The following is a 24,682-nucleotide window of genomic DNA, read 5'->3' as shown; positions in this document are numbered from 1 at the left end:
GGGCCGTTGGTCAGGCCTCGGCCAGGCCCCTCGCGATCCCGCGGGCAGCCGTCTGCAGCGCAGGAACCAGCGCCTGCAGCCGCATTTCCCGCAGGGGAACCACGACGCCGAGGGATGCCACCGCGCGCTGGCGGCGGTTCAGGACGGGCACGGCGATGCCCCACGTGTCCGGATCAACCACGCCTTTGAGTTGGGCGAAGCCCTGCCGCGAGGTATCTGCGAGCAGCGTACGGACGTCGTCGGCAACCAGCTTGACGTAGGGATCCTGGAACTGGGCGAGGTATTCATGCTGGAGGGTCCTGTCCTGGTGGGCCATGAGCGCCAGTCCGGCGGACGATATGTGGATGGGCATCCTGCCGGCCACCTGGGCCCGGTTGGCCACCGACCCGCGGCGGGAGAGGCGTTCCACGAACAGCGCCTCCCAGCCGTCCAGTACAGCCAGGTTCACGTTCTGGTTCAGGACCTGCTGGATGTCCTCCATGAACGGCATGGCCGCCTGGCGCAGCGCCAGGGCAGGCGAGGCGCGGTTCACCAGTTCCCACAGCCGGAGGCCCGGGCGGACGATACCGCCGGGGGCGGTCTCCAGCAGCCCGTGGCCGGCCAGTTGGCCCACCAGCCGGTGCGCCGTCGTCAGTGGGAGGCCTGCACGCTCGGCGAGCTCCGACAACCGGAGATCGGCAACGTCCTGCGGGAAGGCGGAGATCAGACGCACAATCCGGTCCACTACCGAATCGCCCGAAGTTGAGTTCGCCACTGCCGCCGCCTTCCGTTGAACGGGAAGTCCAGCGTACCGCGGCCGGGCGGCGGACCGCAGCGGGAGCCGGTTAGGCCGGCGTCCCGGCCCTTTCCGCACCGGCCCGCAGCCGGCGCCACGCCCCGGGGGCCAGCACCACCACGATGCCGACGGCGGCGCCAATGACGGTCTCGACGATGCGGTCGCGCAACAGGATGGAGGCCGAGGCGGGGACCACCAGGAGCGTGGACACCAGCGCCAGGGGCGTGACGAACACCTGGGCCAAAAGGTACTGGCGGATAATGAACAGCTCGGCGCCGAACTGGCAGAGCGCCATGACCAGCACCGTCTGCCAGGGCTGCAGGCCCACCAGCAGGACGGCAGCCAGGACCAGCAGGCCCAGCACGGTCCCGATGATCCTTTGGATGCCGCGGCGCACCCGGTGCCTGGTGCTGTGGCCCACGAGGGGAACCACGGCGGCCACCATGGCCCAGTAGTTGTGGCCGAAGCCGAGCCGGCTTCCTGCCCACGTGGCCAACGACCCTGCCAGGCCGGCCGCCACCAGGTAGCCGAAGCCTTCAAGCCACGCCGTCCGCTTCTCAGCGGGGGTGCGACGGATGCGGGGAGGCCTGGTCCACGGGGTGCGGTGGCTGGGAAGGATCCTTGACGAGAAGCCGACGAGCAACGCGAACATGGTGGTGAGGACCGCAACCAGCATGCCTTCCCACAGCGGCGGCTGGTTGGGAATGGAGGCGATGGCGGCGAACGCGAAAATGTGGAAGAGGGAGCCTGCCGGGCGCAGCCGGAGCCAGGAAATCGCCACGGAGCAGGCGCCCGCCACCACGGTGGTGGCCAGGACCAGCAGCCATGTGTGCGCGGAGGTATCCAGGCCCAGGGCAGGACCCATCCGGGCCGCGAGGGCGGCCAGGAAGATGACCAGCAGCATCAGCAGCCCGGCCCGCAGCTGCAGCATGAAGCGGACGGCGTGCGGCTCGCCGCGGCCGTAGATTCCAGTGAAAGCTCCGAACGACGCGAAGATCGCCAGGTCCAGCCTGCCCAGCAGCACCAGGGTGATCAGGGGGACAAAGACGCCGACGGCGCACCTGATGGCCGGGTGGTGGTCCTTGTTGCCGGGGGCAATGCTGAACATCTCAGCAAGCATCTTCACGGGGGCAGCGCCTTCCTTGGGGGTGGATTCCGGGGTGGCGGCCGCGCTGACGTTCCTGGTAAATCCTACGCCGGAGGCCTCAGAAACCGGCCAACACGTTCCCATGAATGGAATCAGGAGGCAATGCGGCGGAAACAGCGCCCGCTGATGCTTGAGTCATGAACCGCCCTCCGCGCAATGCGCCTGCCGCTGAATTGACCTGCGAAGTCTGCGGCCGGATGCCGGAACCGCACAAGGCCCGGCTGACCTTGGCCAATGTCGCCGCGATGCTGCCCATCGAGCTTCTGGTCCACGCCCTCGTGGTGGAAGCCCACCTCCCTTACGTGGCCAAGGTGCTGGTGCTGACCCTCACCGCCACGGTCCTGGTGATCTGGGTGGCCGAGCCGTCCGCCGCCCGGGTCCTTCGCAGCTGGCTGCACGCCCCGGCACTGCGTCACCGCCGGCGGCTGGCAGCGGCACCGTCGCTGTGGCGGGCGCGGACGCTGCTCCGGGACCAGCCCGGGTCGCTGCAGCAGATCACGCGGGCTTTGGCCAGGCTGGATGCGAACATCCTTGGCATCCACGTCCACCCGGCACCGGGCGGGGTCCTGGATGAGTTCGTGCTCTCGGCCCCGGGCACCGTGGGTGAGCGTGAATTGCTTGCAGCGCTGTCCGACGGCGGCGGGAGCCACTCGCACGTCTGGCCCACCACCGCACTGGCCATGGCAGACGGACAGACCAGGGCGCTGAGCCTGGCGGCAAGGATCGCTGCCGCTCCGGACGAACTGCCCCTGGCGGTGGCCGAGCTGCTGCACGCGGGCATCGTGCCGCCGTCGGACGCCGGCACCAAAGGGTCCGACGACGGGACCCGGCTTAAGATCCCCACGGCATGGCACGGTCCCATCACCTTCACCCGGCCCGGCGAGCCGTTCACCCCGGCCGAATCGGCCCGGGCGCACCGCCTGGCGGAGCTTGCCGAGATCCTCTCGCACCGGCGCACGGAGGGACCTCGCGCATAACGGGCCTCGGACCGCAGTCCCTACATCCGCAGGGTCAGGGCTCCGGGCTCCATGGTCATCAGGACGTGCTTGCCCTCGCCTTCGTGGTCGCCGTCCAGCTGGTAGTCGTCGTTGTGCTCGAGGGTGATCTCCACGGTCTTGCCCTGGAAGTACTCCACGGCGGTGTCCCTGTTCTTGCCCCGGCCGATGATGCCGGCCAGCACGGACAGCCAGCCCAGCTTGCCGTGGTGGGGTGCCAGCACGGCAATGTCCAGCAGTCCGTCGTCCATCTTGGCATCGGGGAAGATTTCCAGGCCGCCCTGGACCTTGCCGCAGTTGCCCACCATCACGCTGCGGACCCCGCGGTGCACCACGTCCTTGCCGTCGATCACCACGGTCGCCTTGACCGGCTTGCCGGGCAGGTTACGGATGCCGGCGTCAACGTAGGCCAGCCAGCCCACCTTGTCCTTCAGGTCCTCATTGGTGTCCGCCATGATGGTGGCGTCATATCCCACGCCGGCCATGACCAGGAACACCTGCTCCTTGTCCGGGTCGCTGCGCCGGGCACGGACAACGTCGATCTTCCGTTCGGTACCAATCAGGGCCCCGGCCATGGCGGCGTCGTAATCGGTCACGTCCAGGCCGAGGTTCCGGGCCAACAGGTTGCCGGTGCCCAGCGGCAGCAGGCCCATGGGGGTGTCCCCGCCGGCCAGGACCTCAGCGACGCAGCGCACGGTACCGTCACCGCCGGCAGCGATAACGATGTCCGCACCCTGGGCCAGCGCTTCCTTCGCCTGCCCGAACCCGGGATCCTCCTTGGTGGTTTCCAGCCAAATGGCCTCGCCCCAGCCGTTTTCCACGCAGTGCTTGGCCACCAGCCCGCGCACGTCGATGTCCACCGGCTTGGCTGGATTGACGATGATGGCGGCACGTTTGGGCGAAGTGGAGCTGATGTCAGTCATGGCGTCCTCTGATGGCGGATGGAAAGCAAGCTTCTGAGAGAAGAGTAACCCGCCGCGGGGGCCGTTCCCCGCCTACAGTGCCTTGACCGCGCCCAGCACCTGGGCCAGGGAGTCCTTGGCGTCGCCGAACAGCAGGGATGTCTGTGGCTCGTACAGCAGGTCGTTTTCGATGCCGGCGAAGCCCGGGCGCATGGAGCGCTTAAGGAAGACCACCTGCCGCGCGTCGGCCACTTCCAGGATGGGCATGCCGTAAATCGGGGACCCGGAGGACGTCTTGGCGGCCGGGTTCACCACGTCGTTGGCACCCACCACCAAGGCCACATCGGTGGTCTTGAACTGCGGGTTGATCTCGCCCATTTCCTTGAGCGACTCGTACGGAACGTTGGCTTCGGCCAGGAGCACATTCATGTGTCCGGGCATCCGGCCGGCCACAGGATGGATGGCAAAGTCCACTTCGATCCCTCGGGCCTCCAGGGCCAGCGCCAACTCGGCGGCAGTATGCTGGCCCTGCGCCACCGCCAGCCCGTAGCCGGGGACGATGATCACGCGCTGGGCATACCCCAGCAGCACCGCCACGTCTTCAGCCGAGGACGACCGGACCGGACGTTCGCTCACGGCCGTGGACCCCGCCGTCGAACCTCCACGGAAAGCGCCGAACAGGATGCCCGCCACGCTCCGGCCCATGGCGGCCGCCATGGCCCGGGTGAGGATGGTGCCCGAGGCGCCCACCAGCGTGCCGGCCACCACCAGCAGGACGTTGCCGAGCACCACGCCGGACGCCGCGACGGCCAGGCCGGTGAAGGCGTTGAGCAGCGAGATGACGATGGGCACGTCCGCGCCGCCCACGGGCAGCACCAGCAGGACGCCCGCGGCAAGGCCCAGGACCAGCAGCAGGACCGCAAGGGGCAGCGACCCGGAAACGACGACGGCGACGCTGGAGCCCACTGCCGCCAGCAGCACCACCGACATCACCACGGGCAGCCCGGGGAACACCACGGGCCGGGTGGTCATCAGCTCCTGCAGCTTGGCGAACGTGATCCCGGAACCGGCGAAGGACACCGCACCCACCAAGAGCGTGAAAACGATGGCCACGCGGACCCACGGTTCCCCCGCATGGCCCAGCTCGAGGAGGGCCACCAGGGCGGCAGCGCCGCCGCCCACCCCGTTGAACAGGGCCACGAGCTGCGGCATCTGCGTCATTTTCACCCGCCGCGCCACGGGTGCCGCCACCGCGGAACCCACGGCGATGGCGGCCAGGATCCAGGGGACGTTCTCCAGCCGGGCGGACAGGAAGACGGTGATGACGGCGATCAGCGCCCCAAGTGCCCCCACCAGGTTTCCGCGGCGTGCCGTACGGGGGGAACTGAGTCCGCGCAGGGCCAGGATGAAGCAGACCGCGGCGGCGAGGTAGAGCAGTGAGGTCCAGACGGGGTCGAGGAGGCTCATTTACTGCCTGCCTGGGGCTGGGCGCCTGCCTTGACCGGATCCTTCTTGGCATGGAACATGTGCAGCATCCGGTCCGTCACCACGAACCCGCCCACCAAGTTGGCGGTGGCGAGGACGACGGCGACGAGCGCCACCGCGAGAACCCACGGGTCGGCCGCCTGGCCGGCGACGATGATGGCCCCTACCAGGATGATCCCGTGGATGGCGTTGGCGCCGGACATCAACGGCGTGTGCAGGGTGCTGGAGACCTTGGAGACCACCTCGAAGCCAACGAACACCGCCAGCACGGTGATGGTCAGCAGGGCGATTCCATCCATCAGCGTGTTCCTTCCTGCCCGGCCGCTGCCGTGGCCGTCCGGGCCGCGAGCAGGTCCGCGGTGGGCCGGTGCCGCACTTCCCCGGCGTGGGTGAGGCACGCACCGGCCACCACTTCGTCCCCGAAATCCAGCGTGAGGTGCCCGTCGTGGACCAGGAGTGCCAGCAGGTTGGCCACGTTCTTGGCGTACAGGCGGGAGGCGTCCGACGCCATCGCGGAGGCCGGATCCTTCAAGCCGACCAGGGTGATGTGCCCGGTTCCGTCGGCGGTGGGTATGGGGATGTCCCGGCCGGGCACGGAGCCTTCCACGTTGCCGCCGGACTCGGCGGCGAGGTCGACGACGACCGATCCCGGGCGCATGCCCTGCACCATCTCGCGGGTCACCAGGAGGGGCGCCGGGCGCCCGGGAACCGCCGCCGTCGTAATCAGGACGTCCGACTCCGCCACGTGGGGTGCCAGCAGCTGCCGCTGCCGGGTGCCGGCATCGGAACTCAGTTGCCGTGCGTAGCCGCCGGCCGCTTCAGCAGTCTCCAGGTCCAGCCGGATGAAGGTGCCGCCCATGGACGCGACCTCGTCGGCGGAGGCAGGGCGGATGTCGTTCGCGAAGACGCGCGCACCCAGCCGTTTGGCGGTGCCTATCGCCTGCAGCCCTGCCACGCCGGCGCCAAGCACCAGGACGCGGGCGGGCGGGATGGTCCCTGCCGCGGTCATGTAGAGCGGGAAGAACCGGGGCAGCCTGATGGCGGCCTCCAGGACGCACCGGTAGCCGGCCACCAGGGCCTGGGAGGTCAGGGCGTCCATGGACTGGGCGCGGGAGATGCGGGGCACCAGTTCCAGGGCGAACGAGGTCACCGCGTTATCAGCGAGCGCCTGGACCGCGGGCAGGTCGGACGACGGCGACGCGAGCCCCACCGTGACGGCTCCCTTGTGCAGGGACGCGGCGGTGTTCGGGTCAAGGGGCCGGACATGGGCCAGGACATCCAGGGCCGTTGTGTCCAGTACGGGGACGATGGTGGCACCGGCCTGCTGATAGCCCGCATCGGCATGCCCGGCGCCGTCCCCCGCCCCGGTTTCCACCAGGACGTCCAGTCCCATCGCCACCAGCTGCCTGACGGTATCAGGAGTTGCGGCGACGCGCCGCTCGCCCTCCCTGCGTTCCCGCGGAATCCCCAGTTTCACCCGCCGACTCCTCTTCCTGACGAGCTGTGCAGCGGCTCTGCTGCACGCAGTTGGCTTGAGTCTAGAGCGCGGCGGCCCGCGGCGGGAGTAGCCGGCGGGGAGGTTGTGGGTAACGATTCGCCTGTCAGGCCGCGCCTTCCATGCTGCGGCGGCCCCTGGCCAGACCGGCTGCGGGTTACTTGTTGCTGGCGCGGATGGCGTCCGCCACGCTTTCCAGGTGGACCCGCATGGCCTCGGCGGCGGCATCGGCATCATGCGCGCAGACGGCATCAATGACGGCAAGGTGCTGCGGGAGCGAGACGGCCGGGCGCCCCGGCTGGCGCGCCAGGCGGAACTGGAAGCGGACCGCCTGTCCGCGCAGGCGCTGGATGGTGGCCGCGGCGGTCTTCTGAGCACTCATGGCAATGATCTTTTCGTGCATCGCCTGGTTGCCTTCCGAGTAGGACTCACGGTCTCCGCGGTCCACGGCGCCCTGCATCCGGGCGGCCAGCTCCTGCAGCTCCGCAATGTCACTCTCGGTGGCCCGTTCCGCGGCTTTGCGGGCACACAACGCCTCCAGCGCAGCCCGCACCTCGGTGATTTCAACGGCCTCGTCCACTGAGACGGCCCGCACCCTGGCGCCGCGGTTCTGGACGCGTTCCACCAGGCCTTCCACGCTCAACTCGGAGAGGGCCACCCTGATGTTCCCCCGGCTTGCTCCGTACTCGGCAGCGAGGTCACCTTCCACCAGGCGCTGGTTGGGAACCAGCTCACCGCTGACGATGGCGGTGCGCAGCAGCTCCGCGAGCTCGGCAGCCGTGAGGGCCCGGCCCGTTCCATCCACGGTTTCCACTGCCCACCATCTCCCTGCTCGGCCGGTTGCCACATTTGCTGACGATTTTCCGGATTCAGCGTACTCCAGACTTGTCCGCCCGGGCCCCGGAAACCATTGATTGTTAGCTATATTGCTGACAACATTTGCATGTGCGGTTATCGAGTTAGAACGGCGCCGTTTGGCAGGCGCCCCTGCCAGGAGCATGCGCGATGATTATTGACATCCACGGCCACTACACCACGGCCCCGGCCGCCCTCGGGTTGTGGCGTGACCGGCAGGTGGCGGCCCTGGAGGATCCTTCACTGGCGCCGTCCCGCACCGACCTGTCCATTTCCGACGACGACCTGCGCGAAAGCATCGAGGCGAACCAGATGCGGCTCATGGACGAACGCGGCATCGACCTCACCGTCTTCTCACCGCGCGCGTCCTTCATGGCGCACCATGTCGGTTCCTTCGCAACCTCGGCGGAGTGGGCTGCCATCTGCAACGAACTCTGCCACCGGGTCAGCCGGCTCTACCCCGGGAGGTTTGTCCCGGCCGCCATGCTCCCCCAGTCCCCCGGCGTGGACCCCGCAACCTGCCTCCCCGAGCTCACCCGCTGCGTGGAGGAATACGGGGCGGTGGCGCTGAACCTGAACCCCGACCCGTCCGGCGGCCACTGGACTGCCCCGCCCCTGACCGACCGGTACTGGTATCCCGTCTACGAGAAGATGGTGGAGTACGGCGTCCCTGCCATGGTCCACGTCAGCACCAGCATCAACCCCGCCTTCCACACCACCGGCGCGCACTACCTCAATGCGGACACCACCGCTTTCATGCAGCTCATCCAGGGGGACCTGTTCAAGGACTTCCCCACCCTGAAGCTCATCATTCCCCATGGCGGCGGCGCAGTGCCCTACCACTGGGGGCGCTTCCGTGGGCTTGCCATGGCCCTGGGGAAGCCCACGCTGGAAGAGCACCTGCTGGGAAATGTCTTCTTCGACACCTGCGTGTACCACCAGCCCGGAATCGACCTCCTGCTGGAAGTCATCCCCACGCAGAACATCCTCTTTGCCTCCGAAATGATCGGCGCGGTCCGGGACATCGATCCGTGGACGGGCCACCATTTCGACGACACGGCACGCTACATCGACGCCGCCGGCCTCGACGAGGCCGAACTCGGCGCCATCCACGAACACAACGCACGTACCGTCTATCCGCGCCTTGACGCCCTGCTCAAGCGGCAGGGCCGGTGAGACGCCGTCGAAGGGAGCCACGATGCAGGAACTTGGGGTAGTCCATACCAACATCACCCGCGCACCGGAGGACGCCGTCAAGGCCCTCTCCGCCTTCGGCGTCAGCACGGTCCATGAAGCCATGGGCAGGCTGGGCCTCATGCGCCCCTACATCCGCCCCGCCTACCCCGCTGCCACCCTGTGCGGCACCGCCGTGACCGTCCTGCTCCAGCCCGGCGACAACTGGATGCTGCATGTTGCGGCCGAACAGGTCCGGCCCGGTGACGTGGTGGTTGCCGGCTGCACCACCGAGTGCGAGGACGGCTTCTTTGGCGAACTGCTGGCAACATCGCTCCGGGCCCGGGGCGCAGCCGGCCTGGTCATCGATGGCGGCTGCCGCGATGTGGCAGCCCTCCAGGCCATGGACTTTCCCGTGTTCAGCCGGGCCATCAACTCAAAGGGCACCGTCAAGGCCACCCTCGGCTCAGTGAACATCCCGGTGGTCTGCGCCAACGCACTGGTAAACCCCGGGGACGTGGTGATTGCCGACGTCGACGGCGTGGCAGTGGTCCCCGCCTCCCGCGCCGCCGACGTTGCGGAAGCCGCGCGGAAACGCGAAGACAACGAGAAAGCCAAGCGTGGGCGTTTTGCCAGCGGGGAACTGGGGCTCGACATCTACAGCATGCGCGGACCGCTGGCGGAAGCCGGACTGCGGTACGTGGACTGAAGCCCGGGCTCCCGTTATCCCCGGGCGGTAAGGTCGGCGGAAATCAGCTTGGCGGTGGCAACGATCTCCTGCGCCACCGATGCCAGGTACGCCTGCGGGTCCGGTTTGGCCTCCACGGACTGGGCCTGCAGCGACACGTTCACGGCCGCCACCACCTTGGCTCCGTCATACACCGGCGCGGCCACGGACATCAGGCCCAGCTCCAGTTCCTGGTTCAGCAGGCACCAGCCCTGGGCCCGGACTCTGTCCAGCACCGCCACCAACTGGTCCACGGAGCCCAGGGCGCGCGGAGTGAGCGGCCTGACCTCGGCGGACGCGAGGTAGGCCTTCAGGTCCGCGGGCGGAAGGTAGGCCAGCAGCACCCGCCCCATCGAGGTGGCATAGGCGGGGAACCTGGTACCCACGGTGATGCCAACCGTCATGATCCGGCGGCTGGTCACCCGCGCAATGTAGGCGATGTCCGTTCCGTCCAGCACCGCCGCGGAGGTGGATTCGCCCAGCTTGAGGGACAGTTCCTCCAGGTGCGGCTGTGCCAGCTGCGGCAGCGACAGCCCCGAAAGGTACGCGTACCCCAGCTGGAGGACCTTGGCGGTCAGCGCAAAGGTCTTGCCGTCGGTCCGCACGTAGCCGAGCTCCACCAGCGTGTGCAGGAAGCGGCGCGCCGTGGCCCGTGTCAGGCCGGTGCGGGAGGCGACCTCGGTGAGCGTCATGACCGGACGGTCGGCGTCGAAGGCACGGATTACCGCCAGCCCCCGGGCCAGGGACTGGACATACTGGTCGCCGGCCTGCGGGGCGGGCCTGGTGTCGGTACCTGCGGCGTCGGTCATGGTTACCAATCCTAGGATGCGCGCGGGTCCTGGCGTTCGGCGGGTGCGGCCTTGAGCGGGACCGGAACAAGTTCCTGGAGTTCCTCGAGGGTGCAGCCGAAGGTTTCCCGGACGCTGACGCCGTCCGGGCCGGTGAGGAACACTCCCTTGTCCGTGTAGACCCGGGTAACGCAGCCGACGCCGGTGACCGGGTAGGTGCAGGCGTCCACGATCTTTGAGGCGCCGTCGCGGGTCAGGAGGGTCATCATCACGAAGACGTCCTTGGCGCCGGTTGCCAGGTCCATGGCACCGCCGACGGCGGGAATCGCCCCGGGTGCCCCGGTGTGCCAGTTCGCCAGGTCCCCGGTGGCGGAGACCTGGAAAGCACCCAGGACGCAGATGTCCAGGTGGCCGCCGCGCATGATCGCGAACGAGTCCGCGTGGTGGAAGTAGGATGCGCCGGGCAGTTCGGTGACGGGGATCTTGCCGGCGTTGATCAGGTCCTCGTCGATCTCCCCGCCCTTGGCTTCCGGGCCCATGCCGAGCATCCCGTTTTCCGTGTGAAGGGTGATGTTCTGTTCCTCGGTGAGGTAGTTGGACACCAGGGTGGGCTGGCCGATGCCCAGGTTTACGAAGGACCCGGGCGCGATGTCCGTGGCCACCAGGCGGGCCAGGTCATCGCGGCCCAGGGGTGTGGCGGAGGTCTGGAGGGACTTTTCGTTGGACTGCACGCTCATGTCAGGCCGCCTTTTCTGCTGCGCTGCCGCTGCCGGCAACTTTGACGATGCTGTTGACGTAGATCCCCGGGGTGACCACGTTTTCCGGGTCCAGCCCGCCGGTGGGGACGATCTCGGACACCTGGACGATGGTGTGCTTCGCCGCAGCGGCCATGATGGGGCCGAAGTTCCGGGCCGTCTTGCGGTACACCAGGTTGCCCTTCCCGTCCGCCTTCAGGGCCTTGATGAGGGCCACATCGGCGTGGATGGGGGTTTCGAAGACCTGCCCGCGGCCGTCAATGATGCGGGTTTCCTTGCCCTCGGCCAGCATGGTGCCGTACCCGGTGGGGGTGAAGAACCCGCCGATGCCGGCGCCGGCGGCGCGGATGCGTTCGGCGAGGTTGCCCTGCGGGACGAGTTCGAGTTCGATTTCGCCGGCCTTGTACTTGGCGTCGAAGTGCCAGGAGTCGGACTGCCGCGGGAAGGAGCAGATCATCTTCTTCACCCGGCCCTCCTTGATCAGCAGGGCCAGGCCCTGGTCACCCTGGCCCGCGTTGTTGTTCACCACGGTCAGGTCCGTGGCGCCGCAGTCCAGCAGCGCGTCGATCAGTTCGAACGGCTGGCCGGCGTTGCCGAACCCGCCGATCATCACGGTGGAGCCGTCCTTGATGCCGGCCACGGCGTCCTGGACCGAATCTACGAAGTTCAGCATTACTGGTCCTTTCCAGCGGTGACGTTTTCGAGCACGACGGCCAGGCCCTGGCCGACGCCGATGCAGATGGCCGCGACGCCCCAGCGTTCGCCGGAGGCCTGCAGGGACCGGGCCAAGGTGCCCAGGATCCGGGTCCCGGAAGCACCCAGCGGGTGCCCCATGGCGATCGCGCCGCCGTGCCGGTTCACGATCGAGTGGTCAATCCCCCAGGCGTTGATGCACGCCAGGGACTGCGCGGCGAAGGCTTCGTTAAGTTCGACGGCGCCCACCTGCTCCCAGCCGATGCCCGCCTTCTCGAGGGCCTTGTTCGCAGCCTCGACGGGGGCGTAGCCGAAGTACTGCGGATCATTCGCGTGCGCCCCGCGCCCCGCGATGCGGGACAGCGGATCCAGCCCCAGCAGCCCGGCGGCCGCCTCGGACCCGATCCACGCCGCGGAGGCGCCGTCGGACAACGGCGACGCGTTGCCCGCGGTGACCGTGCCGTCCCCGGTCCGGAACACGGTTTTGAGCCCGGCGAGTTTCTCGGCGGACGAACCCGCCCGGATGCCCTCATCCCGCACCAGGTCCGTCCCGGGCACCGGGGCGACCAGGTTGTCGTAAAACCCTTCATCCCAGGCAGCGGCAGACAAGTTGTGCGAGGCAGCGGCGAACTCGTCCTGCGCCTCCCGGGTCACGCCGTACTTCTCGCGCAGCCGCTCGGTGGCCTCCCCCAGGGAGATGGTCCACTCCTTCGGCATCGCCTTGTTCACCAGCCGCCAGCCCAGCGTCGTGGAGGCCAGGGTCATGTCCCCGGCCGGGTACGGCTTCTCCGTCTTGGGCAGTACCCACGGGGCACGGGACATCGACTCGGCCCCGCCCACCAGCACCAGGTCGGCGTCGCCAGCGTTGACCTGCCGCGACGCGATGATCGCGGCATCCAGCGAAGAGCCGCAGAGCCGGTTCACCGTGGTGCCCGGGATGGACACCGGCAGCCCGGCCAGCAGCGTGCCCATCCGCGCGATGTTCCGGTTCTCCTCACCGGCGCCGTTCGCGTTGCCGAACACCACCTCATCGATCCGCTCCACATCGAGTCCCGGTGCACGCTGCACGGACTCCCTGATCACGTGCGCCGCAAGGTCATCCGGACGGACGGCCGCGAGGCCCGAGCCGAACTTGCCAAAGGGGGTACGCACGGCGTCGTACACAAAAGCCTGGTTCATACGGTGGTATCCATTTCTCGAAAGACCTGCTGGGCGGTCTTGAAGGCGGTGTTGGCGGAGGGGACTCCGCAGTAGATGGCGGTCTGCAGCAGGATTTCCTTGATCTCGTCCCTGCTGAGGCCATTCCGGAGGGCGGCGCGGATGTGCATGGCCAACTCCTCCCAGTGCCCGTGCGCCACCATGGCGGTGATGGTGACCGCGGAGCGCATCTGGCGGGTCAGGCCGGGCCGGGTCCAGATTCCGCCCCAGGCGATGCGGGTGATCATGTCCTGGAAGTCGTCGGTGAATTCATCTTTGTTGGCGTTGGCCCGGTCCACGTGCGCGTCGCCGAGCACTTCGCGCCGGACCACCATGCCGCCGTCGTAGATTTCCTGGCTGGTGGCACCGGGCTGGACCACTCCATGGCGCTCCGGGCCGCCCCCCTCAGCGCCGCTCACTTGGCAGCCTGCCGTGATTCGGCCCAGGTGGCCAGGCTGCGCATCAGGTCTGCGACGTGGGCCGGGGCCTCCGCGGGTGCCAGGTGCGAGATGCCCTCCACGGTCACCGCCGTCGCAGTGCCTCCCGCTGCGGTGATACCCCCTGCCACTTCCTCGGCCATGGCGGGGGTGGCGACGCCGTCCAGGGACCCGGCGATAACCTGGGTGGGGACGGTGATGCTGCCCAGCTCCTCCCGGACGTCGAAGGCGGCCAGCGCCTCGCAGCAGAAGGCGTAGCTGAAGCGGTCGGCGTCGCGCAGGGCGTGCAGGAGCCGGCTGCTGAACTCGGGTTCCCGGTCCATGAAGCCGGGCGCGAACCAGCGCTGGGCGGACCCCTGGATCATGACCGGCGTGCCCTGCGTGCGGACGGTTTCCGCGCGCTCCAGCCAGCCTTCGGGGGTGCCGATCTTGGCGCCGCTGTTCTGTACGGAGAGGCTCTTCAGCCGTTCACCGTGCTTGATGCCCAGCTGGAGGCCCACCGCGCCGCCCAGGGAAACCCCGGCATAGTGGAAGTTTTCGCCGGGGGCGATGGAGTCCACCAGGTCCACCACGGCGTCAGCGAGCGCGGCGACGTCGAATCCTTCGCTGGCAGCCGGCGAAACCCCGTGGCCGGGGAGGTCCCAGGCCACCACGTCGTAATCACCGCCGAGCAGGGACGCCACCCTGTTCCACAGGATCGTGGAGGTGCCCAGGGACGGCCCTGCCACGATCAGGGGGTGGTCGCCCAGGGGACGTTGGGGGGACAGCAGCGCTGCCTTCAAGGCCGGCTTAGCCACGGGAAGCTCCATTCGCGTCGGTGGTGGTGGAATCAAATTCGGGGTAGGCGGCAAGGATGCGGCGGGTAATCTCCGCCGATTGGCCCAGGTAGCTGGCGGGGTCCAGGAGTTCCTCCAGCCGGGCGTCAGGGACGACGGCGGCGGGAACGGCTTCGCGGAACAGCTTGCGGTAGGCGGCGGCCTGCTCCGAAGGAGGTGCTTCAAGGGTCCGGTCCACCACGTGCTGCAGCTGCTGCTTGCCGGTGCGCCCGTCCTGCTCCGCCAGCAGCGGAGCCACGGCGGCGGTGACGCCTTCGGCCAGCAGCAGCGGGCCGGACAGGTCGAGGTTGCGGCGCATGCCGTCCGGGAACACCCGGAGCCCTTCGGCGAGTTCCCGCAGATGGCCTGCGGCGCCGAGGGCCAGGGCCAGCAGCTGGCGGAGGGCCGGCCATTCGGTATGCCAGGCGCCGTCCGGGCGTTCGTCGTTGAAGTTGGCGGCGGCCACGTGCAGCTGGGCGGCCAGCTGTGGTGCCTGCAGCGCGGCGCTCCGGACCAGGACGGACAGCACCGGGTTCTGCTTCTGCGGCATGGCCGAGGACACGCCCCGCCCGGCCGCCCGCGGCTCGGCGACCTCAGCCACCTCGGGCCGGCTCAGGAACAGGACGTCGGCGGCGATCTTGCCAAAGGCGTCGAGTACGGATGCCAGCGCGTGCCCCAGGGATGTGATGGCCAAACGGTTGGTGTGCCAGGGAGCCGTGGCCGGGGCCAGGCCCAGCTGGTCCGCCAGGGCGTCGGCCAGGGTGAACGGCGTGGCCTGGGAGCCATCCGTCAGCACGGTTCCGGCGGCGAGTGTTCCCGCCGCCCCGCCGAACTGGACCGGGAACTCCAGGTTTTCCAGTTGCCGCCCCGCGGCGGCCACGCCCTGGAACCACTGCGCGGCCCGCAGCCCGAAGGTGTAGGGCAGCGAATGCTGCGTCAGGCTCCTGCCCACGCACAGCGTGTCCGCATGCTGCCCAGCAAGGTGCGCCAGCGCCGTCGTGGTGCCTTTCAGGTCCGCCAGCACCGCGTGGACGGTATTGCGGGCCAGTAGCATCAGGGCCGTGTCCAGGACGTCCTGGCTGGTCAGGGAGGTGTGCACGGCCTTCGTGGCACCGACTCCGGCGGCATCGAGCGCCGCCACGTTCTTCCGGAGGTCGGCCAGCAGCGGGATCACCGGGTTGCCGCCGCCCTGGGCGCGCAGCGCTATGCCTGCAAGGTCGTAGCGCCCCGCCTCGGCAGCGGAGGCCACGACGGCGGCCGAACCGGCGGGTGCCAGCCCGGCCCGTTCCAGCACGGCGGCCCAGCCGGCCTCGACGGCGAGGATGGCCGCCAGCACTGCCCGGTCCCCCGTCAGCGCCGCCACCAACGGCGACGCTGAGACGGGGGTGAGCAGGCCGGCGTCGGCCTCTTCCGCGAAGGCGCGCAAGTCTCCCAAAGCGGCGGCGTGGGTCACTGGAAGTCCAGGAAGACCGTCTCGCCCTCACCCTGGAGGCGGATGTCCCAGGTGAGGCCCCCATCGGGGTCGCGGCGTGCAATGAGCGTCTCGCGGCGCTCCGGCTCCAGGGAGCCCAGCAGCGGGTCGTTGGCCAGTGCCTCGGTGTCCTCCGGCAGGTAGATGCGGGTGAACAGCCGGTTGGTCAGGCCGCGGGCGAAGAGCGCCACGGAAATGAACGGGGCCGCACCCGGCTTGGTGGGGCCGGGGTTGACGGTGGTGAAGGTGAAGACGCCGGAGTTGCCCACGGCGCCGCGGCCCCAGCCGGTGAAGGTGTAGCCGTCGCGGACCAGGGAACCGGTGCGCTGGACAACCTTGCCGTCGGCGTCCGGCTGCCAGATCTCCAGGATGGCGTCCGGGATGGTGTGGCCGGCGCCGTCATAGACGGTGCCCTGCAGGCGGATGGAGCCCGGGAAGCCGGGGGGCAGGAGTTCGTTGTCCTTCTCGAACGGGAGCGCGTAGCCGTAGAACGGGCCCACGGTCTGGCCGGGGGTGGGTACCAGTTTGGTCATCTTTCCTACTCCTCGTCGCCTGCGGCGCCGAGCGCCTCGTTTTCGGTCCAGGTCCGCTTGGGACCGGTCAGGACGATGTCCCAGTTGTAGCCGAGGGCCCATTCGGGCTCGGTGATGCTGTGGTCATAGGTGGCCACCAGCCGGTCGCGGGCGTCCTGGTCCACGATGGTCTGGTAGATCGGGTCCAGCGGGAAGAGCTGGTCGCCGGGGAAGTACATCTGGGTGATGATGCGCTGGGTGAACTCGGTGCCGAACAGCGAGAAGTGGATGTGGGCCGGCCGCCACGCGTTCAGGTGGTTCTTCCACGGGTAAGCGCCGGGCTTGATGGTGGTGAACCGGTACGAACCGTCCGGGCCGGTGATGCAGCGGCCAATGCCGGTGAAGTTGGGGTCGATGGGTGCGGGGTGCTGGTCACGCTTGTGGATGTAGCGGCCGGAGGAGTTGGCCTGCCAGATCTCCACCAGCTGTCCTGCCACCGGGCGGCCGTCGCCGTCCAGGACCTTGCCGGAGACGATGATGCGCTCGCCCAGGGGTTCGCCGTTGTGCTGGATGGTCAGGTCCGATTCCAGGGCGTGCACGTCCTGGTGCCCGAAGGCCGGCGAGTAGAGCTCGATGGTTTCCGGGTCCGCGTGCTGCAGGCTCTTGGTGGGGTGGCGCAGGATGCTGCTGCGGTACGGCGGATAGTCCAGCCGGGGCTGGATCTCCGGCTGGCCGCCGTCCTTGAGCGCGCGGCGGTAGGCCTCGCCGATGGCGTTGATCTCTGCGCTGAGGTCCGCCTGCGACTCGATGGCCTTGTCCAGGGGCTGGTGGGCAGCCTTCGGTTCGGCCGGGGGCACGAGCTCTTCCGACTCCAGCTCGGCGTTGATGTCTTCCTTCACCGCTGGCTCCTTTCTGATCTGTTGGGTTTGTTGCGGCTGGGTACTTGGTGGTGCGGGTTTAGGTGGTGCGGTGCAGCGAGTCGTATTGGACCGCGTGCCGGACCGGGGCGTTCGGGGCGCCATAACCGTCATAGCCGCCGCGGCGTTCCACCATTTCGAAGAACACGCTGCCCACGGTGGCGGTGTAGAAGTGCAGGAACTCGCCGTCGGCATCCCGGTCGAAGAGCAGGTTGAGCTCCTGCAGGGTGGCCAGGAATCCGGGTTCCAGGTCGAACCGGGCGTCCAGGTCCTCGTAGTAGTTGGCCGGGATCTGCAGGAATTCAAGGCCGCGCTCCCGGGCGGCCCGGGCGGTGGCCACCAGGTCCTCCACGGCGAAGGCGATGTGTTCCTGGTAGGTCTTGCGGGCCTCGTTCCTGGTCTGCTGGATCGGGGCGAGGTTCAGGACCAGCCGCACCGCGCCGTCGGAAGTCTGCATTACCTGCGAGCGCACCAGGCCGCTGGGGCTGGGAACCTCCGCGAAGGGCTGCGGCTCCAGGGCCAGGGCGCTGGTGTAGAAGAGGACAGCTTCATCGAAGTGCTGCCACGGCTGGGCCAGGTTGACGTGGTCAATCACGGCCCGGGCTCCCGGTGAGGGGTGTTCGAGCCCTTCGCCGAATTCGTGGGTCCAGGCCGCGGTGCCGTCCGGGCTGCCCTGGCAGAGGAAGATTTCGGTGGAGTCCGGGGCGGCAATGCCCTGGAACACTTCCTCGTCCGCCTGGACCTTGCGGGCCACCACAGGGGCCTTGAGCTGCTGGGCGCGGGCGGAGGCAATCACGGGTGAATCGACGTCGAATCCCAGCGCGGCGATGGCGGGCTCCGCGTGCTGCGCTGCCTGTTCGTTGATGATCACGCGTGCCTGGCCCATGGTCCACAGCTGCACGTCCTTGGTCCGGTGGCGGCCTTCGAACTGGAAACCGAGCTGGCCCAGGAGCTTCTCCAGCTGGGCGGTGTCGTCCGCCTTGACCTCGGCGAAGTTGAAGCCGGCGGGTTCGTTCACCTTGGGCAGCGTGGCCAGTTCCATGGGATAACGACGGCGGAGCGCGGCTGGGTTGCCGGGCGTGGCTTCATTGCCGGCGAGCCATTTGGCGCTTTGCTCCTCCAGCCAGATCAGTGAACGCATCGCATCCACCGCGGTGCGTTCCACGTCCGACTGGCGGAAGACGTCGTTGAAGACCTCGAGCGAAACCGGCCCGGTGTAGCCCGCGCGGACCACGTGGCCCATGAACTTGGCCAGCTCGAACTGTCCTTCCCCCGGGAACACCCGGTAGTGGCGGCTCCAGGACAGCACGTCCATGGAGAGCTTGGGGGCGTCCGCCACCTGGACAAAGAAGATCTTGTCCGCGTTGATGTCCTCGATGGGGGCGGTGTCCCAGTCGCGGGAGAGGATGTGGAAGGAATCCAGGCAGGTGCCCAGGTTGGGATGGTCCACCATCTCCACCAGGCGGTAGGCGTGCTCGTAGTCGTTGACGTACTTGCCCCACGCCAGGGCCTCGTAGGCCACCTTGACGCCGTGGTCCCCGGCCAGGTTGGCGAGCTGTGCCAGTTGTTCGGCGCGGACGGCATCGTCGTCGATGGTGGCGGTGGCAACGTTCGAGCACACCAGGATGGTGTCCATGCCCAGGCGTGCCATGAGTTTGAACTTGGCCTCGGCGCGCCGGAGGTTGGCTTTGAGCAGGTCCGGGGTGACGCCGTCGAAATCCCGGAAAGGCTGGTAAAGGTCCAGGCCAAGCCCCAGGTCTGCAGCCATTTTCCGGACGTCTTCCGGGCTGAGCGGCGAAGTGACAAGGTCCTGTTCGAAGATCTCGATGCCGTCGAAGCCCGCGATGGCGCAGGCCTGCATCTTTTCCTTCAAGGTGCCGGAAAGGCAGACGGTGGCGATACCGGTGCGCATCAGGCGGCCACCTCCTCGGCGGCTACAAGGTCCAGGAAGTGCGAGCGCATGCGCTCCGGGTCAGCGTCCAGCCCGGTGAAGATCCGGAACGCGTCGGCGGCCTGGCCCACCGCCATGCGGCCGCCGTCCAGGACCTCGCAGCCCTTGGCGCGGGCGCCGCGGACCAGTTCCGTGTCGATGGGGCGGTAGACAATGTCGGCCACCCAGTGCCGGGGCTCGAGCAGGTCCAGGTCCAGCGGGACGCCGGGGTGGGCTGCCATGCCAACGGGTGTGCAGTGCACCAGGCCGTCGGCCAGCGGCATCAGCTGCGGCAGCTCCGTCGTCGTGCGTGCCGCCACGGTGCTGTCCGGGAAGAATCCTGCCAGTTCGGCGGCGCGCGCTGCGGCGCGCTGGGGATCCATGTCCACCAGGTCCAGGGTTTTAACGCCTGCGCTGAGCAGGGCGTACGCGACGGCGGAGCCGGCACCTCCTGCGCCGAGCTGCACCACGCGGTCCAGCCGCGCGCCGGGCAGGCCGGATGCCAGGGCGGCGGCGAAGCCGGAAAAGTCCGTGTTGTGGCCGATGAAGCGGCCGTCCCGGATGACCACGGTGTTCACGGCGCCGAGCCGGCGGGCGTCCGGGCTGACCTCGTCCAGGTGCTGGAGTACCAGCTGCTTGCAGGGGTGGGTGATGTTCAGTCCGTTGAAACCCAGGGTGCGGGCGCTCTGCAGGATGGCTCCCACCGCTTCCCCGGTCAACCCCAGTTCGAGCAGGTCGATGGGCCGGTACAGGTAGCGCAGGCCCTGCACGTCACCTTCCCGTTCGTGCATGGGTGGCGTGAGCGATGGCGTGACGCCGTCACCAACCAGTCCCACCAGGTAGGACTCAGTTCGAATGCTCATGCGTGCAGCTCCTTTGATACGGCACCGGGCAGGCGCGGACCTCGGGCCGCGCTGCGGGGTGATAGGGATTACAGTACAACAGATGTTCACTTATCGCACTTATGTTCTTTATACGAACAAATAGGGGCGAAAAGTTGTTGGGGCGCTGGGCCCGCTATCGCTGCGGAAGCCGGGCCGCAAGCTCGGCGGCGGCCTCCTGCAGCAGGGGAACATGGGCGATCAGGTCCTCAAGGTCCAGCCGGAAGACGGGAACAGCCGTTGCCAGTGACGCGAAGGCGTGGCCTTGGCTGTTGAGCAGCGGGACGGCAACCGCCCGCATGCCGGCCTCATTCTCTTCATCCATGACGGCGTAGCCCTGCCGGCGGACCTGGGCAATCTCGGCCCTGAACGCCTCCCGGTCCGTGATGGACTTCCCGGTCAGCGGCTCAAGCGGCAACTCCGCGAGGAGCTTTTCGCGCTCCCCGTCCTCGGCGAATGCCACCAGGGCCTTCCCGACGGCGGTGGTGGACAAAGATCCCAGGTGGCCGGGGTCGCTGGTCACCCGGAAGATCTGCGGGCCGTCCACTTTGCTGACGGTGAGGTGGTGGAGGCCGTCCCGGACGCTGAGGATGGTTGCTTCGCCGGTTTCGGCAGTCACCCTGCGCAATACCGGCATGGCCGTGCCGGCGAAACCGTGGTGGTTGGAAACACGCTGGCCCAGCTGGAAGATCCGGAGGCCGAGGTGGTAGCGGCGGCCATCCGGCTCGTAGTCCACGAATCCGTCGCGCGCCAGTGATCCGAGCAGGCGGTAGGTAGTGCTGAACGGCAGTTCCGCCCGGCGGGATATGTCGGCGGCACTTGCGCCACGGGGCTCCTCCCCCAGCAGCACCAGCAGTCCCAGGGCTTTGCCCACCATGTCCGTCCGGTCCGCCGCCTTCTTCGGCCCCACCTTGGTCCCACCCCCGGGCTCTTCGGCCAGCGCGGCAGGGTCCGGCTGAACGTCGTCGTTCATTGTGGCTTGGTTCACACTCATGCTTCGATATTGCCACAATGTGAGAGCTATTTCTAGATGGTGATTATTTTCTTGACAGGTGACCATCCTCACAGTCATAGTTTCTGTATCGCACAAGTAGCTCCCACCATGTGGCTACCCTTGCCGGGTCTTTCCACCGGACTCCAGCCGCATCGCCGCCCGCACCAAGGCAACGGCGGCTGCGACCCCCAGATCCATCCGCGACAATGTCGTCACACCAAAGGAACACCATGAGCCAGACACTTCCGTCCGCCGGGGCGGGTGCCCTCACCTCCGGCGGGACGCCCAAGAAGGCAGCCCTCGCCAGCTTCCTCGGCAGCGCCGTCGAGTATTACGACTTCTTCATCTTCGGCTCCGCAGCCGCACTGATCTTCCCCAAGGTCTTCTTCCCCGACGCCGACACCAATGCGGCCATCATGTCCTTTGCCACGTTCGGCTTCGCCTACGTGGCCCGGCCGGTGGGCGCCATCATCCTGGGCCACTTCGGCGACCGCGTGGGCCGCCGCAAGGTGCTGATGTTTACGCTGTTGCTGATGGGTGCCTCCACCTTCGTGATCGGCTGCCTGCCGGACTTCAAGACCGTCGGCTGGTGGGCTCCCGTCCTGCTGGTGCTCGCCCGCCTCTGCCAGGGCCTCTCGGCCGCAGGCGAGCAAGCCGGCGCCTCCTCCATGACCCTCGAGCACGCGCCGGACAACCGCCGTTCCTTCTTCACCTCCTGGACCCTCACCGGCACCCAGGGCGGCCAGATCCTCGCAGCCCTGGTGTTCATCCCCGTCCTGGCCCTGCCGGATGAGATCAAGTTCGGCATCGGCTGGCGCATCCCGTTCTGGCTCAGCGCCGTGGTGGTGGTGGTGGCGTTCCTGATCCGCCGCACCCTGCACGAACCGCCCGCCTTCGAAGAAGCACGCAAGACCGCCCAGATCGCCAAGTTGCCCGTCGCCGACCTGCTCAAGGGCCACTGGCGCGACGTCCTCCGCGTCATCTGCTGCGCGTTCATCGCCGCCGTCTCCACCGTGTTCGGCACCCTGGCCATCAGCTACGCCAAGACCGTGGCCGGCGTGGACGGCACCACCACCCTGTGGCTCGTCGTGGGTGCAAACCTGGTGGCCCTGGGCACGCAGCCGCTCTTCGGGATGCTGGCGGACAAGATCGGCCGCAAGCCCGTCTTCATCTACGGCGCCGTGGCCAGTGCAATCCTCACCCCGGTGTTCCTGCTCAGCCTGGAGTCCGGCAGCATCCCCCTGATGTTCCTGGCCGCCATTGGCTACTTCTCCGGAGGCTACGCGGCAGCCAACGCCGTCTGGCCCTCCTTCTACGCCGAGATGTTCAGCACCAAGGTCCGCTTCTCCGGCCTGGCCATCGGCACGCAGCTCGGCTTCCTGATGGCAGGGTTCGCCCCGGCAATCGTTGCGGCCATGGGTGGCATCAAGCCCGGCGGCTGGGTGCAGATCAGCATCTTCACCGCCATCATCTGCGCCGTTGCAGCAGTGTCCGCCCTGACGGCCCGGGAGTCCTTCCGGACGCCCACCAGGCTGCTCGGCCTGAAGTAGGCCGTCCGCCGCTTACAGACTGGCCCGGTTTCCAGGCCGGAGAGCCCGCCATTCCCCCAAATGGCGGGCTCTCCCCCATGAAAACTGGGCCGGCCTGGGGCTATCGGCCGGTCGCCAGCACCGAGGCGAGGTCGAAGTTCACCGGCTCCTCCAGCTGCGCGTAGGTGCAGGATTCCGGGTCCCGGTCCGGCCGCCAGCGGTTGAACTGGGCCGTGTGCCGGAACCTCTCGCCTTCCATGTGGTCGTAGCGGACCTCCACCACCAGCTCGGGCTTCAGGGGCACGAAGGACAGGTCCTTCCCGGCGCTCCAGCGGCTGCCCTCCGCGTTCCGCGGGGTCCGTTCGCCTTCCTCCTGCCTGGCCCAGGCCCAGGGGTGGTTATCGAAGTCCGTCACCAGCGGCTGCAGCTCCTGGAACAACTCCTGCCGCCGCTTCATAGGGAAGGCGCCGATCACACCCACGCTGGCCAGGCCGCCGTCGTCCTTGTACAAGCCCAGCAGCAGCGAGCCGATGGCGTCCGGCCCGCTCTTGTGCAGGCGGTAGCCGGCCACCACGCAGTCCGCGGTGCGCTCGTGCTTGACCTTGAACATCACCCTCTTGTCCGGCTCGTACCGGCCGTCCAGCCGCTTGGCCACGATGCCGTCCAGCCCGGCACCCTCGAACTGCTCGAACCACTGCCCGGCGGTGTCCTTGTCAGTGGTGGCTGCGGTGAGGTGGACGGGCGCCTTGCTGCCGGCGAGCGCCTTCTCCAGGGCGGCCCGCCGCTCCGCAAAGGGCCGGCCGGTGTAGTCGTCCCCACCCAGGGCCAGGAGGTCGAAGGCCACAAAGCTTGCGGGGGTCTGTTCCGCCAGCAGCTTCACGCGGCTGGCGGCAGGGTGGATGCGCTGCTGCAGCGTGTCGAAATCCAGCCGGTCCCCGGACGCCCCCACCAGGATGATCTCGCCGTCCACCACGCAGCGCGGGGGCAGGTTTTCCTTGAGCGCAGCCACCAGTTCCGGAAAGTAGCGGGTCATGGGTTTCTCGTTGCGGCTGCCGATCTCCAGGTCATCCCCGTCGCGGAAAATGATGGACCGGAAGCCGTCCCACTTGGGTTCGTAACTGAGGCCTCCGCTGCCGGGGATGCCATCGATGCCGCTGACGGCCTTGGCGAGCATGGGCGGGACGGGCGGCATCACGGGAAGTTCCATGTGCCCATTCTTGCCCGGCCGGCGGCCCGGGCGGTAGGGCGGCGCGCCCGCTTCAGGCCGCCAGCAGCCACACGACCAGCACCAGCACCGGTGCAGCGGCGGCCGTGGAGAGCAGGATGGTCTCCCGCGCCACCGCCACCCCGCGACCGTACTTGCTGGCGAACAGGAACACGTTCTGGGCCGAGGGCAGCGCGGCCATGAGCACCACACCCAGGAGCATGTGGTGGTCCAGGTTGAACAGGAAGCGTCCGACGACGAATGCCACGGCAGGCATCACAGCGGACTTCAGCGCCGTGGCAGTGAGGATCTCGGCCGTGTGCCCGCCGCTCCGGAGCATCCTGGTGCCGCGCAGCGACATGCCGAAGGCCAGCAGCACCACCGGGACAGCCGCACCGCCCAGCAGGGTCAGCGGCGCCATCACCGGGGCGGGCAACTCCACGTGGAACGCTGCCAGGACCACGCCGAGGAGCGAGGCGATGATCATGGGGTTGCGGAAGGGCTGCGTGAGCATCAGCCGCGGCGAGAACCGGCCGGCTTCCGAGAGGTCCAGCAGGGTCAGGACCAGGGGGGCGAACAGGAGGAGCTGGACCAGCAGGACCGGGGCCACCGGGGTGGCGTCCCCCACGGCATAGAGCGTGATGGGGATGCCGATGTTGTTGGCGTTGACGTAGGAGCCGGCCATGGCACCCACCGCAGTCTCGGCAAGTGGCCGCCGGAACCAGATCCGGCTGGCGGCCACGTAGAGGAGCGCAGTTGCCGCCGCCGTGATCATGGCCAGCGGAACATAGGCGGAAAAGACCACGGACAGGTCTGACTTGAGCACCACGGTGAACAGCAGGACCGGGTTGGTGATGAAGAAGGCGGTGCGGGTCAGTGCGTTGATGGTGGGTTCATCGCCCAGGCCACAGCGCGCAGCAAGATATCCGACGGCAATGACGACGCCGATCACCGCCAGTCCGACCAGCACACCGCCCACGTGGGGTACTTCCTTCCCGTTCCGCC

At 68.4% G+C, this 24,682-nt stretch carries 25 protein-coding genes; 4 read left to right on the top strand and 21 right to left on the bottom strand.

Annotated features, from left to right (window positions below; translation table 11 throughout):
• Positions 1–10 precede the first annotated feature (10 nt).
• Both NIBR502771_RS05870 and NIBR502771_RS05865 read right to left on the bottom strand, forming a co-directional pair.
• Positions 11–754: an IclR family transcriptional regulator gene (locus NIBR502771_RS05870; protein WP_141158912.1), complete on the bottom strand. Its 744-nt coding sequence runs from the start codon at positions 752–754 to the stop codon at positions 11–13.
• A gap of 70 nt (positions 755–824) precedes the next feature.
• A complete protein-coding gene (locus NIBR502771_RS05865; RefSeq protein WP_141161430.1) occupies positions 825–1,901 on the bottom strand; it encodes an FUSC family protein in 1,077 nt (358 codons plus the stop codon).
• A gap of 158 nt (positions 1,902–2,059) precedes the next feature.
• On the opposite strand from NIBR502771_RS05865, the gene NIBR502771_RS05860 reads away from it, so the two are divergent.
• A complete protein-coding gene (locus NIBR502771_RS05860) occupies positions 2,060–2,899 on the top strand; it encodes an ACT domain-containing protein (RefSeq protein WP_141158911.1) in 840 nt (279 codons plus the stop codon).
• 20 nt (positions 2,900–2,919) lie between these two features.
• On the opposite strand, the gene NIBR502771_RS05855 is transcribed toward NIBR502771_RS05860, so the two are convergent.
• From NIBR502771_RS05855 to NIBR502771_RS05835, 5 genes are all read right to left on the bottom strand, one after another.
• The gene (locus NIBR502771_RS05855) at positions 2,920–3,840 is read right to left on the bottom strand and encodes a diacylglycerol kinase family protein (protein ID WP_141158910.1); all 921 of its coding nucleotides are present in this window, start codon (positions 3,838–3,840) and stop codon (positions 2,920–2,922) included.
• Positions 3,841–3,912: 72 nt separating this feature from the next.
• Entirely contained in the window at positions 3,913–5,286 is a 1,374-nt protein-coding gene (locus tag NIBR502771_RS05850) for an NAD(P)(+) transhydrogenase (Re/Si-specific) subunit beta (protein WP_141158909.1), read from the bottom strand.
• The gene (locus NIBR502771_RS05845; protein WP_141158908.1) at positions 5,283–5,603 is read right to left on the bottom strand and encodes an NAD(P) transhydrogenase subunit alpha; all 321 of its coding nucleotides are present in this window, start codon (positions 5,601–5,603) and stop codon (positions 5,283–5,285) included. Before NIBR502771_RS05845 ends, NIBR502771_RS05850 begins: the two co-directional genes overlap by 4 nt.
• On the bottom strand, positions 5,603–6,781 hold the full coding sequence (locus NIBR502771_RS05840; protein ID WP_141158907.1) for a Re/Si-specific NAD(P)(+) transhydrogenase subunit alpha: 1,179 nt from the start codon (positions 6,779–6,781) through the stop codon (positions 5,603–5,605). Before NIBR502771_RS05840 ends, NIBR502771_RS05845 begins: the two co-directional genes overlap by 1 nt.
• A gap of 175 nt (positions 6,782–6,956) precedes the next feature.
• Complete coding sequence (locus NIBR502771_RS05835; RefSeq protein ID WP_141158906.1) at positions 6,957–7,613, bottom strand: GntR family transcriptional regulator; 657 nt, start codon at positions 7,611–7,613, stop codon at positions 6,957–6,959.
• Between the two features lie 191 nt (positions 7,614–7,804).
• Between NIBR502771_RS05835 and NIBR502771_RS05830 the strand changes: the two genes are divergently transcribed.
• On the top strand, positions 7,805–8,830 hold the full coding sequence (locus NIBR502771_RS05830) for an amidohydrolase family protein (RefSeq protein WP_141158905.1): 1,026 nt from the start codon (positions 7,805–7,807) through the stop codon (positions 8,828–8,830).
• A 22-nt stretch (positions 8,831–8,852) separates the two neighbouring features.
• Positions 8,853–9,536: a 4-carboxy-4-hydroxy-2-oxoadipate aldolase/oxaloacetate decarboxylase gene (gene ligK / locus NIBR502771_RS05825; RefSeq protein WP_141158904.1), complete on the top strand. Its 684-nt coding sequence runs from the start codon at positions 8,853–8,855 to the stop codon at positions 9,534–9,536.
• 14 nt (positions 9,537–9,550) lie between these two features.
• On the opposite strand, the gene NIBR502771_RS05820 is transcribed toward ligK, so the two are convergent.
• The 12 genes from NIBR502771_RS05820 to NIBR502771_RS05765 form a co-directional block, all read right to left on the bottom strand.
• Entirely contained in the window at positions 9,551–10,363 is an 813-nt protein-coding gene (locus NIBR502771_RS05820; RefSeq protein WP_141158903.1) for an IclR family transcriptional regulator C-terminal domain-containing protein, read from the bottom strand.
• Positions 10,364–10,374: 11 nt separating this feature from the next.
• On the bottom strand, positions 10,375–11,079 hold the full coding sequence (locus NIBR502771_RS05815) for a 3-oxoacid CoA-transferase subunit B (RefSeq protein WP_141158902.1): 705 nt from the start codon (positions 11,077–11,079) through the stop codon (positions 10,375–10,377).
• 1 nt (position 11,080) lies between these two features.
• Positions 11,081–11,770 carry a 3-oxoacid CoA-transferase subunit A gene (locus NIBR502771_RS05810; RefSeq protein WP_141158901.1) on the bottom strand — a complete coding sequence of 230 codons (690 nt, stop codon included), beginning with the start codon at positions 11,768–11,770 and terminating at the stop codon, positions 11,081–11,083.
• Positions 11,770–12,969 carry a thiolase family protein gene (locus NIBR502771_RS05805; RefSeq protein ID WP_141158900.1) on the bottom strand — a complete coding sequence of 400 codons (1,200 nt, stop codon included), beginning with the start codon at positions 12,967–12,969 and terminating at the stop codon, positions 11,770–11,772. Before NIBR502771_RS05805 ends, NIBR502771_RS05810 begins: the two co-directional genes overlap by 1 nt.
• A complete protein-coding gene (pcaC, locus tag NIBR502771_RS05800) occupies positions 12,966–13,406 on the bottom strand; it encodes a 4-carboxymuconolactone decarboxylase (RefSeq protein WP_141158899.1) in 441 nt (146 codons plus the stop codon). The genes NIBR502771_RS05805 and pcaC overlap by 4 nt, the downstream gene beginning before the upstream one ends.
• A complete protein-coding gene (locus tag NIBR502771_RS05795) occupies positions 13,403–14,221 on the bottom strand; it encodes an alpha/beta fold hydrolase (RefSeq protein WP_141158898.1) in 819 nt (272 codons plus the stop codon). Before NIBR502771_RS05795 ends, pcaC begins: the two co-directional genes overlap by 4 nt.
• Positions 14,214–15,692 (bottom strand): lyase family protein, encoded by a 1,479-nt coding sequence (locus tag NIBR502771_RS05790; protein WP_141158897.1) that lies wholly within the window; start codon positions 15,690–15,692, stop codon positions 14,214–14,216. Before NIBR502771_RS05790 ends, NIBR502771_RS05795 begins: the two co-directional genes overlap by 8 nt.
• On the bottom strand, positions 15,689–16,243 hold the full coding sequence (gene pcaG / locus NIBR502771_RS05785) for a protocatechuate 3,4-dioxygenase subunit alpha (RefSeq protein WP_141158896.1): 555 nt from the start codon (positions 16,241–16,243) through the stop codon (positions 15,689–15,691). Before pcaG ends, NIBR502771_RS05790 begins: the two co-directional genes overlap by 4 nt.
• A gap of 5 nt (positions 16,244–16,248) precedes the next feature.
• A complete protein-coding gene (gene pcaH, locus NIBR502771_RS05780) occupies positions 16,249–17,121 on the bottom strand; it encodes a protocatechuate 3,4-dioxygenase subunit beta (protein WP_141158895.1) in 873 nt (290 codons plus the stop codon).
• Positions 17,122–17,179: 58 nt separating this feature from the next.
• Positions 17,180–19,051, bottom strand: coding sequence for a bifunctional sugar phosphate isomerase/epimerase/4-hydroxyphenylpyruvate dioxygenase family protein (locus NIBR502771_RS05775; RefSeq protein WP_141158894.1), 1,872 nt, complete (start codon positions 19,049–19,051; stop codon positions 17,180–17,182).
• Positions 19,051–19,932, bottom strand: a complete 882-nt coding sequence (locus tag NIBR502771_RS05770; RefSeq protein ID WP_141158893.1) for a shikimate dehydrogenase — start codon at positions 19,930–19,932, stop codon at positions 19,051–19,053. The genes NIBR502771_RS05775 and NIBR502771_RS05770 overlap by 1 nt, the downstream gene beginning before the upstream one ends.
• A 154-nt stretch (positions 19,933–20,086) precedes the next feature.
• Entirely contained in the window at positions 20,087–20,944 is an 858-nt protein-coding gene (locus NIBR502771_RS05765) for an IclR family transcriptional regulator (protein ID WP_141158892.1), read from the bottom strand.
• 230 nt (positions 20,945–21,174) lie between these two features.
• On the opposite strand from NIBR502771_RS05765, the gene NIBR502771_RS05760 reads away from it, so the two are divergent.
• On the top strand, positions 21,175–22,494 hold the full coding sequence (locus NIBR502771_RS05760; RefSeq protein WP_141158891.1) for an MFS transporter: 1,320 nt from the start codon (positions 21,175–21,177) through the stop codon (positions 22,492–22,494).
• Positions 22,495–22,594: 100 nt separating this feature from the next.
• On the opposite strand, the gene NIBR502771_RS05755 is transcribed toward NIBR502771_RS05760, so the two are convergent.
• On the bottom strand, positions 22,595–23,680 hold the full coding sequence (locus tag NIBR502771_RS05755; protein ID WP_141158890.1) for an ATP-dependent DNA ligase: 1,086 nt from the start codon (positions 23,678–23,680) through the stop codon (positions 22,595–22,597).
• A 52-nt stretch (positions 23,681–23,732) separates the two neighbouring features.
• A complete protein-coding gene (locus tag NIBR502771_RS05750; RefSeq protein WP_141158889.1) occupies positions 23,733–24,656 on the bottom strand; it encodes an AEC family transporter in 924 nt (307 codons plus the stop codon).
• Between the last annotated feature and the right edge of the window lie 26 nt (positions 24,657–24,682).

This window comes from Pseudarthrobacter sp. NIBRBAC000502771 (assembly GCF_006517215.1).
GTDB classification, from domain to species: Bacteria; Actinomycetota; Actinomycetes; order Actinomycetales; family Micrococcaceae; genus Arthrobacter; species Arthrobacter niigatensis.
Note: the sequence above shows the minus strand (reverse complement) of the source record. Positions and strands in the feature narration are given on the sequence as shown.

What these genes read in the sequence shown, in the direction of transcription:
- NIBR502771_RS05860 (WP_141158911.1), top strand. Translation starts at nt 2,060, where the DNA reads ATGAACCGCCCTCCGCGCAATGCGCCTGCCGCTGAATTGACCTGCGAA.
- NIBR502771_RS05855 (WP_141158910.1), bottom strand. Translation starts at nt 3,840, where the DNA reads ATGACTGACATCAGCTCCACTTCGCCCAAACGTGCCGCCATCATCGTC.
- NIBR502771_RS05850 (WP_141158909.1), bottom strand. Translation starts at nt 5,286, where the DNA reads ATGAGCCTCCTCGACCCCGTCTGGACCTCACTGCTCTACCTCGCCGCC.
- NIBR502771_RS05845 (WP_141158908.1), bottom strand. Translation starts at nt 5,603, where the DNA reads ATGGATGGAATCGCCCTGCTGACCATCACCGTGCTGGCGGTGTTCGTT.
- NIBR502771_RS05830 (WP_141158905.1), top strand. Translation starts at nt 7,805, where the DNA reads ATGATTATTGACATCCACGGCCACTACACCACGGCCCCGGCCGCCCTC.
- ligK (WP_141158904.1), top strand. Translation starts at nt 8,853, where the DNA reads ATGCAGGAACTTGGGGTAGTCCATACCAACATCACCCGCGCACCGGAG.
- NIBR502771_RS05820 (WP_141158903.1), bottom strand. Translation starts at nt 10,363, where the DNA reads ATGACCGACGCCGCAGGTACCGACACCAGGCCCGCCCCGCAGGCCGGC.
- NIBR502771_RS05815 (WP_141158902.1), bottom strand. Translation starts at nt 11,079, where the DNA reads ATGAGCGTGCAGTCCAACGAAAAGTCCCTCCAGACCTCCGCCACACCC.
- NIBR502771_RS05810 (WP_141158901.1), bottom strand. Translation starts at nt 11,770, where the DNA reads ATGCTGAACTTCGTAGATTCGGTCCAGGACGCCGTGGCCGGCATCAAG.
- NIBR502771_RS05805 (WP_141158900.1), bottom strand. Translation starts at nt 12,969, where the DNA reads ATGAACCAGGCTTTTGTGTACGACGCCGTGCGTACCCCCTTTGGCAAG.
- pcaG (WP_141158896.1), bottom strand. Translation starts at nt 16,243, where the DNA reads ATGACCAAACTGGTACCCACCCCCGGCCAGACCGTGGGCCCGTTCTAC.
- NIBR502771_RS05775 (WP_141158894.1), bottom strand. Translation starts at nt 19,051, where the DNA reads ATGCGCACCGGTATCGCCACCGTCTGCCTTTCCGGCACCTTGAAGGAA.
- NIBR502771_RS05770 (WP_141158893.1), bottom strand. Translation starts at nt 19,932, where the DNA reads ATGAGCATTCGAACTGAGTCCTACCTGGTGGGACTGGTTGGTGACGGC.
- NIBR502771_RS05765 (WP_141158892.1), bottom strand. Translation starts at nt 20,944, where the DNA reads ATGAGTGTGAACCAAGCCACAATGAACGACGACGTTCAGCCGGACCCT.
- NIBR502771_RS05760 (WP_141158891.1), top strand. Translation starts at nt 21,175, where the DNA reads ATGAGCCAGACACTTCCGTCCGCCGGGGCGGGTGCCCTCACCTCCGGC.
- NIBR502771_RS05755 (WP_141158890.1), bottom strand. Translation starts at nt 23,680, where the DNA reads ATGGAACTTCCCGTGATGCCGCCCGTCCCGCCCATGCTCGCCAAGGCC.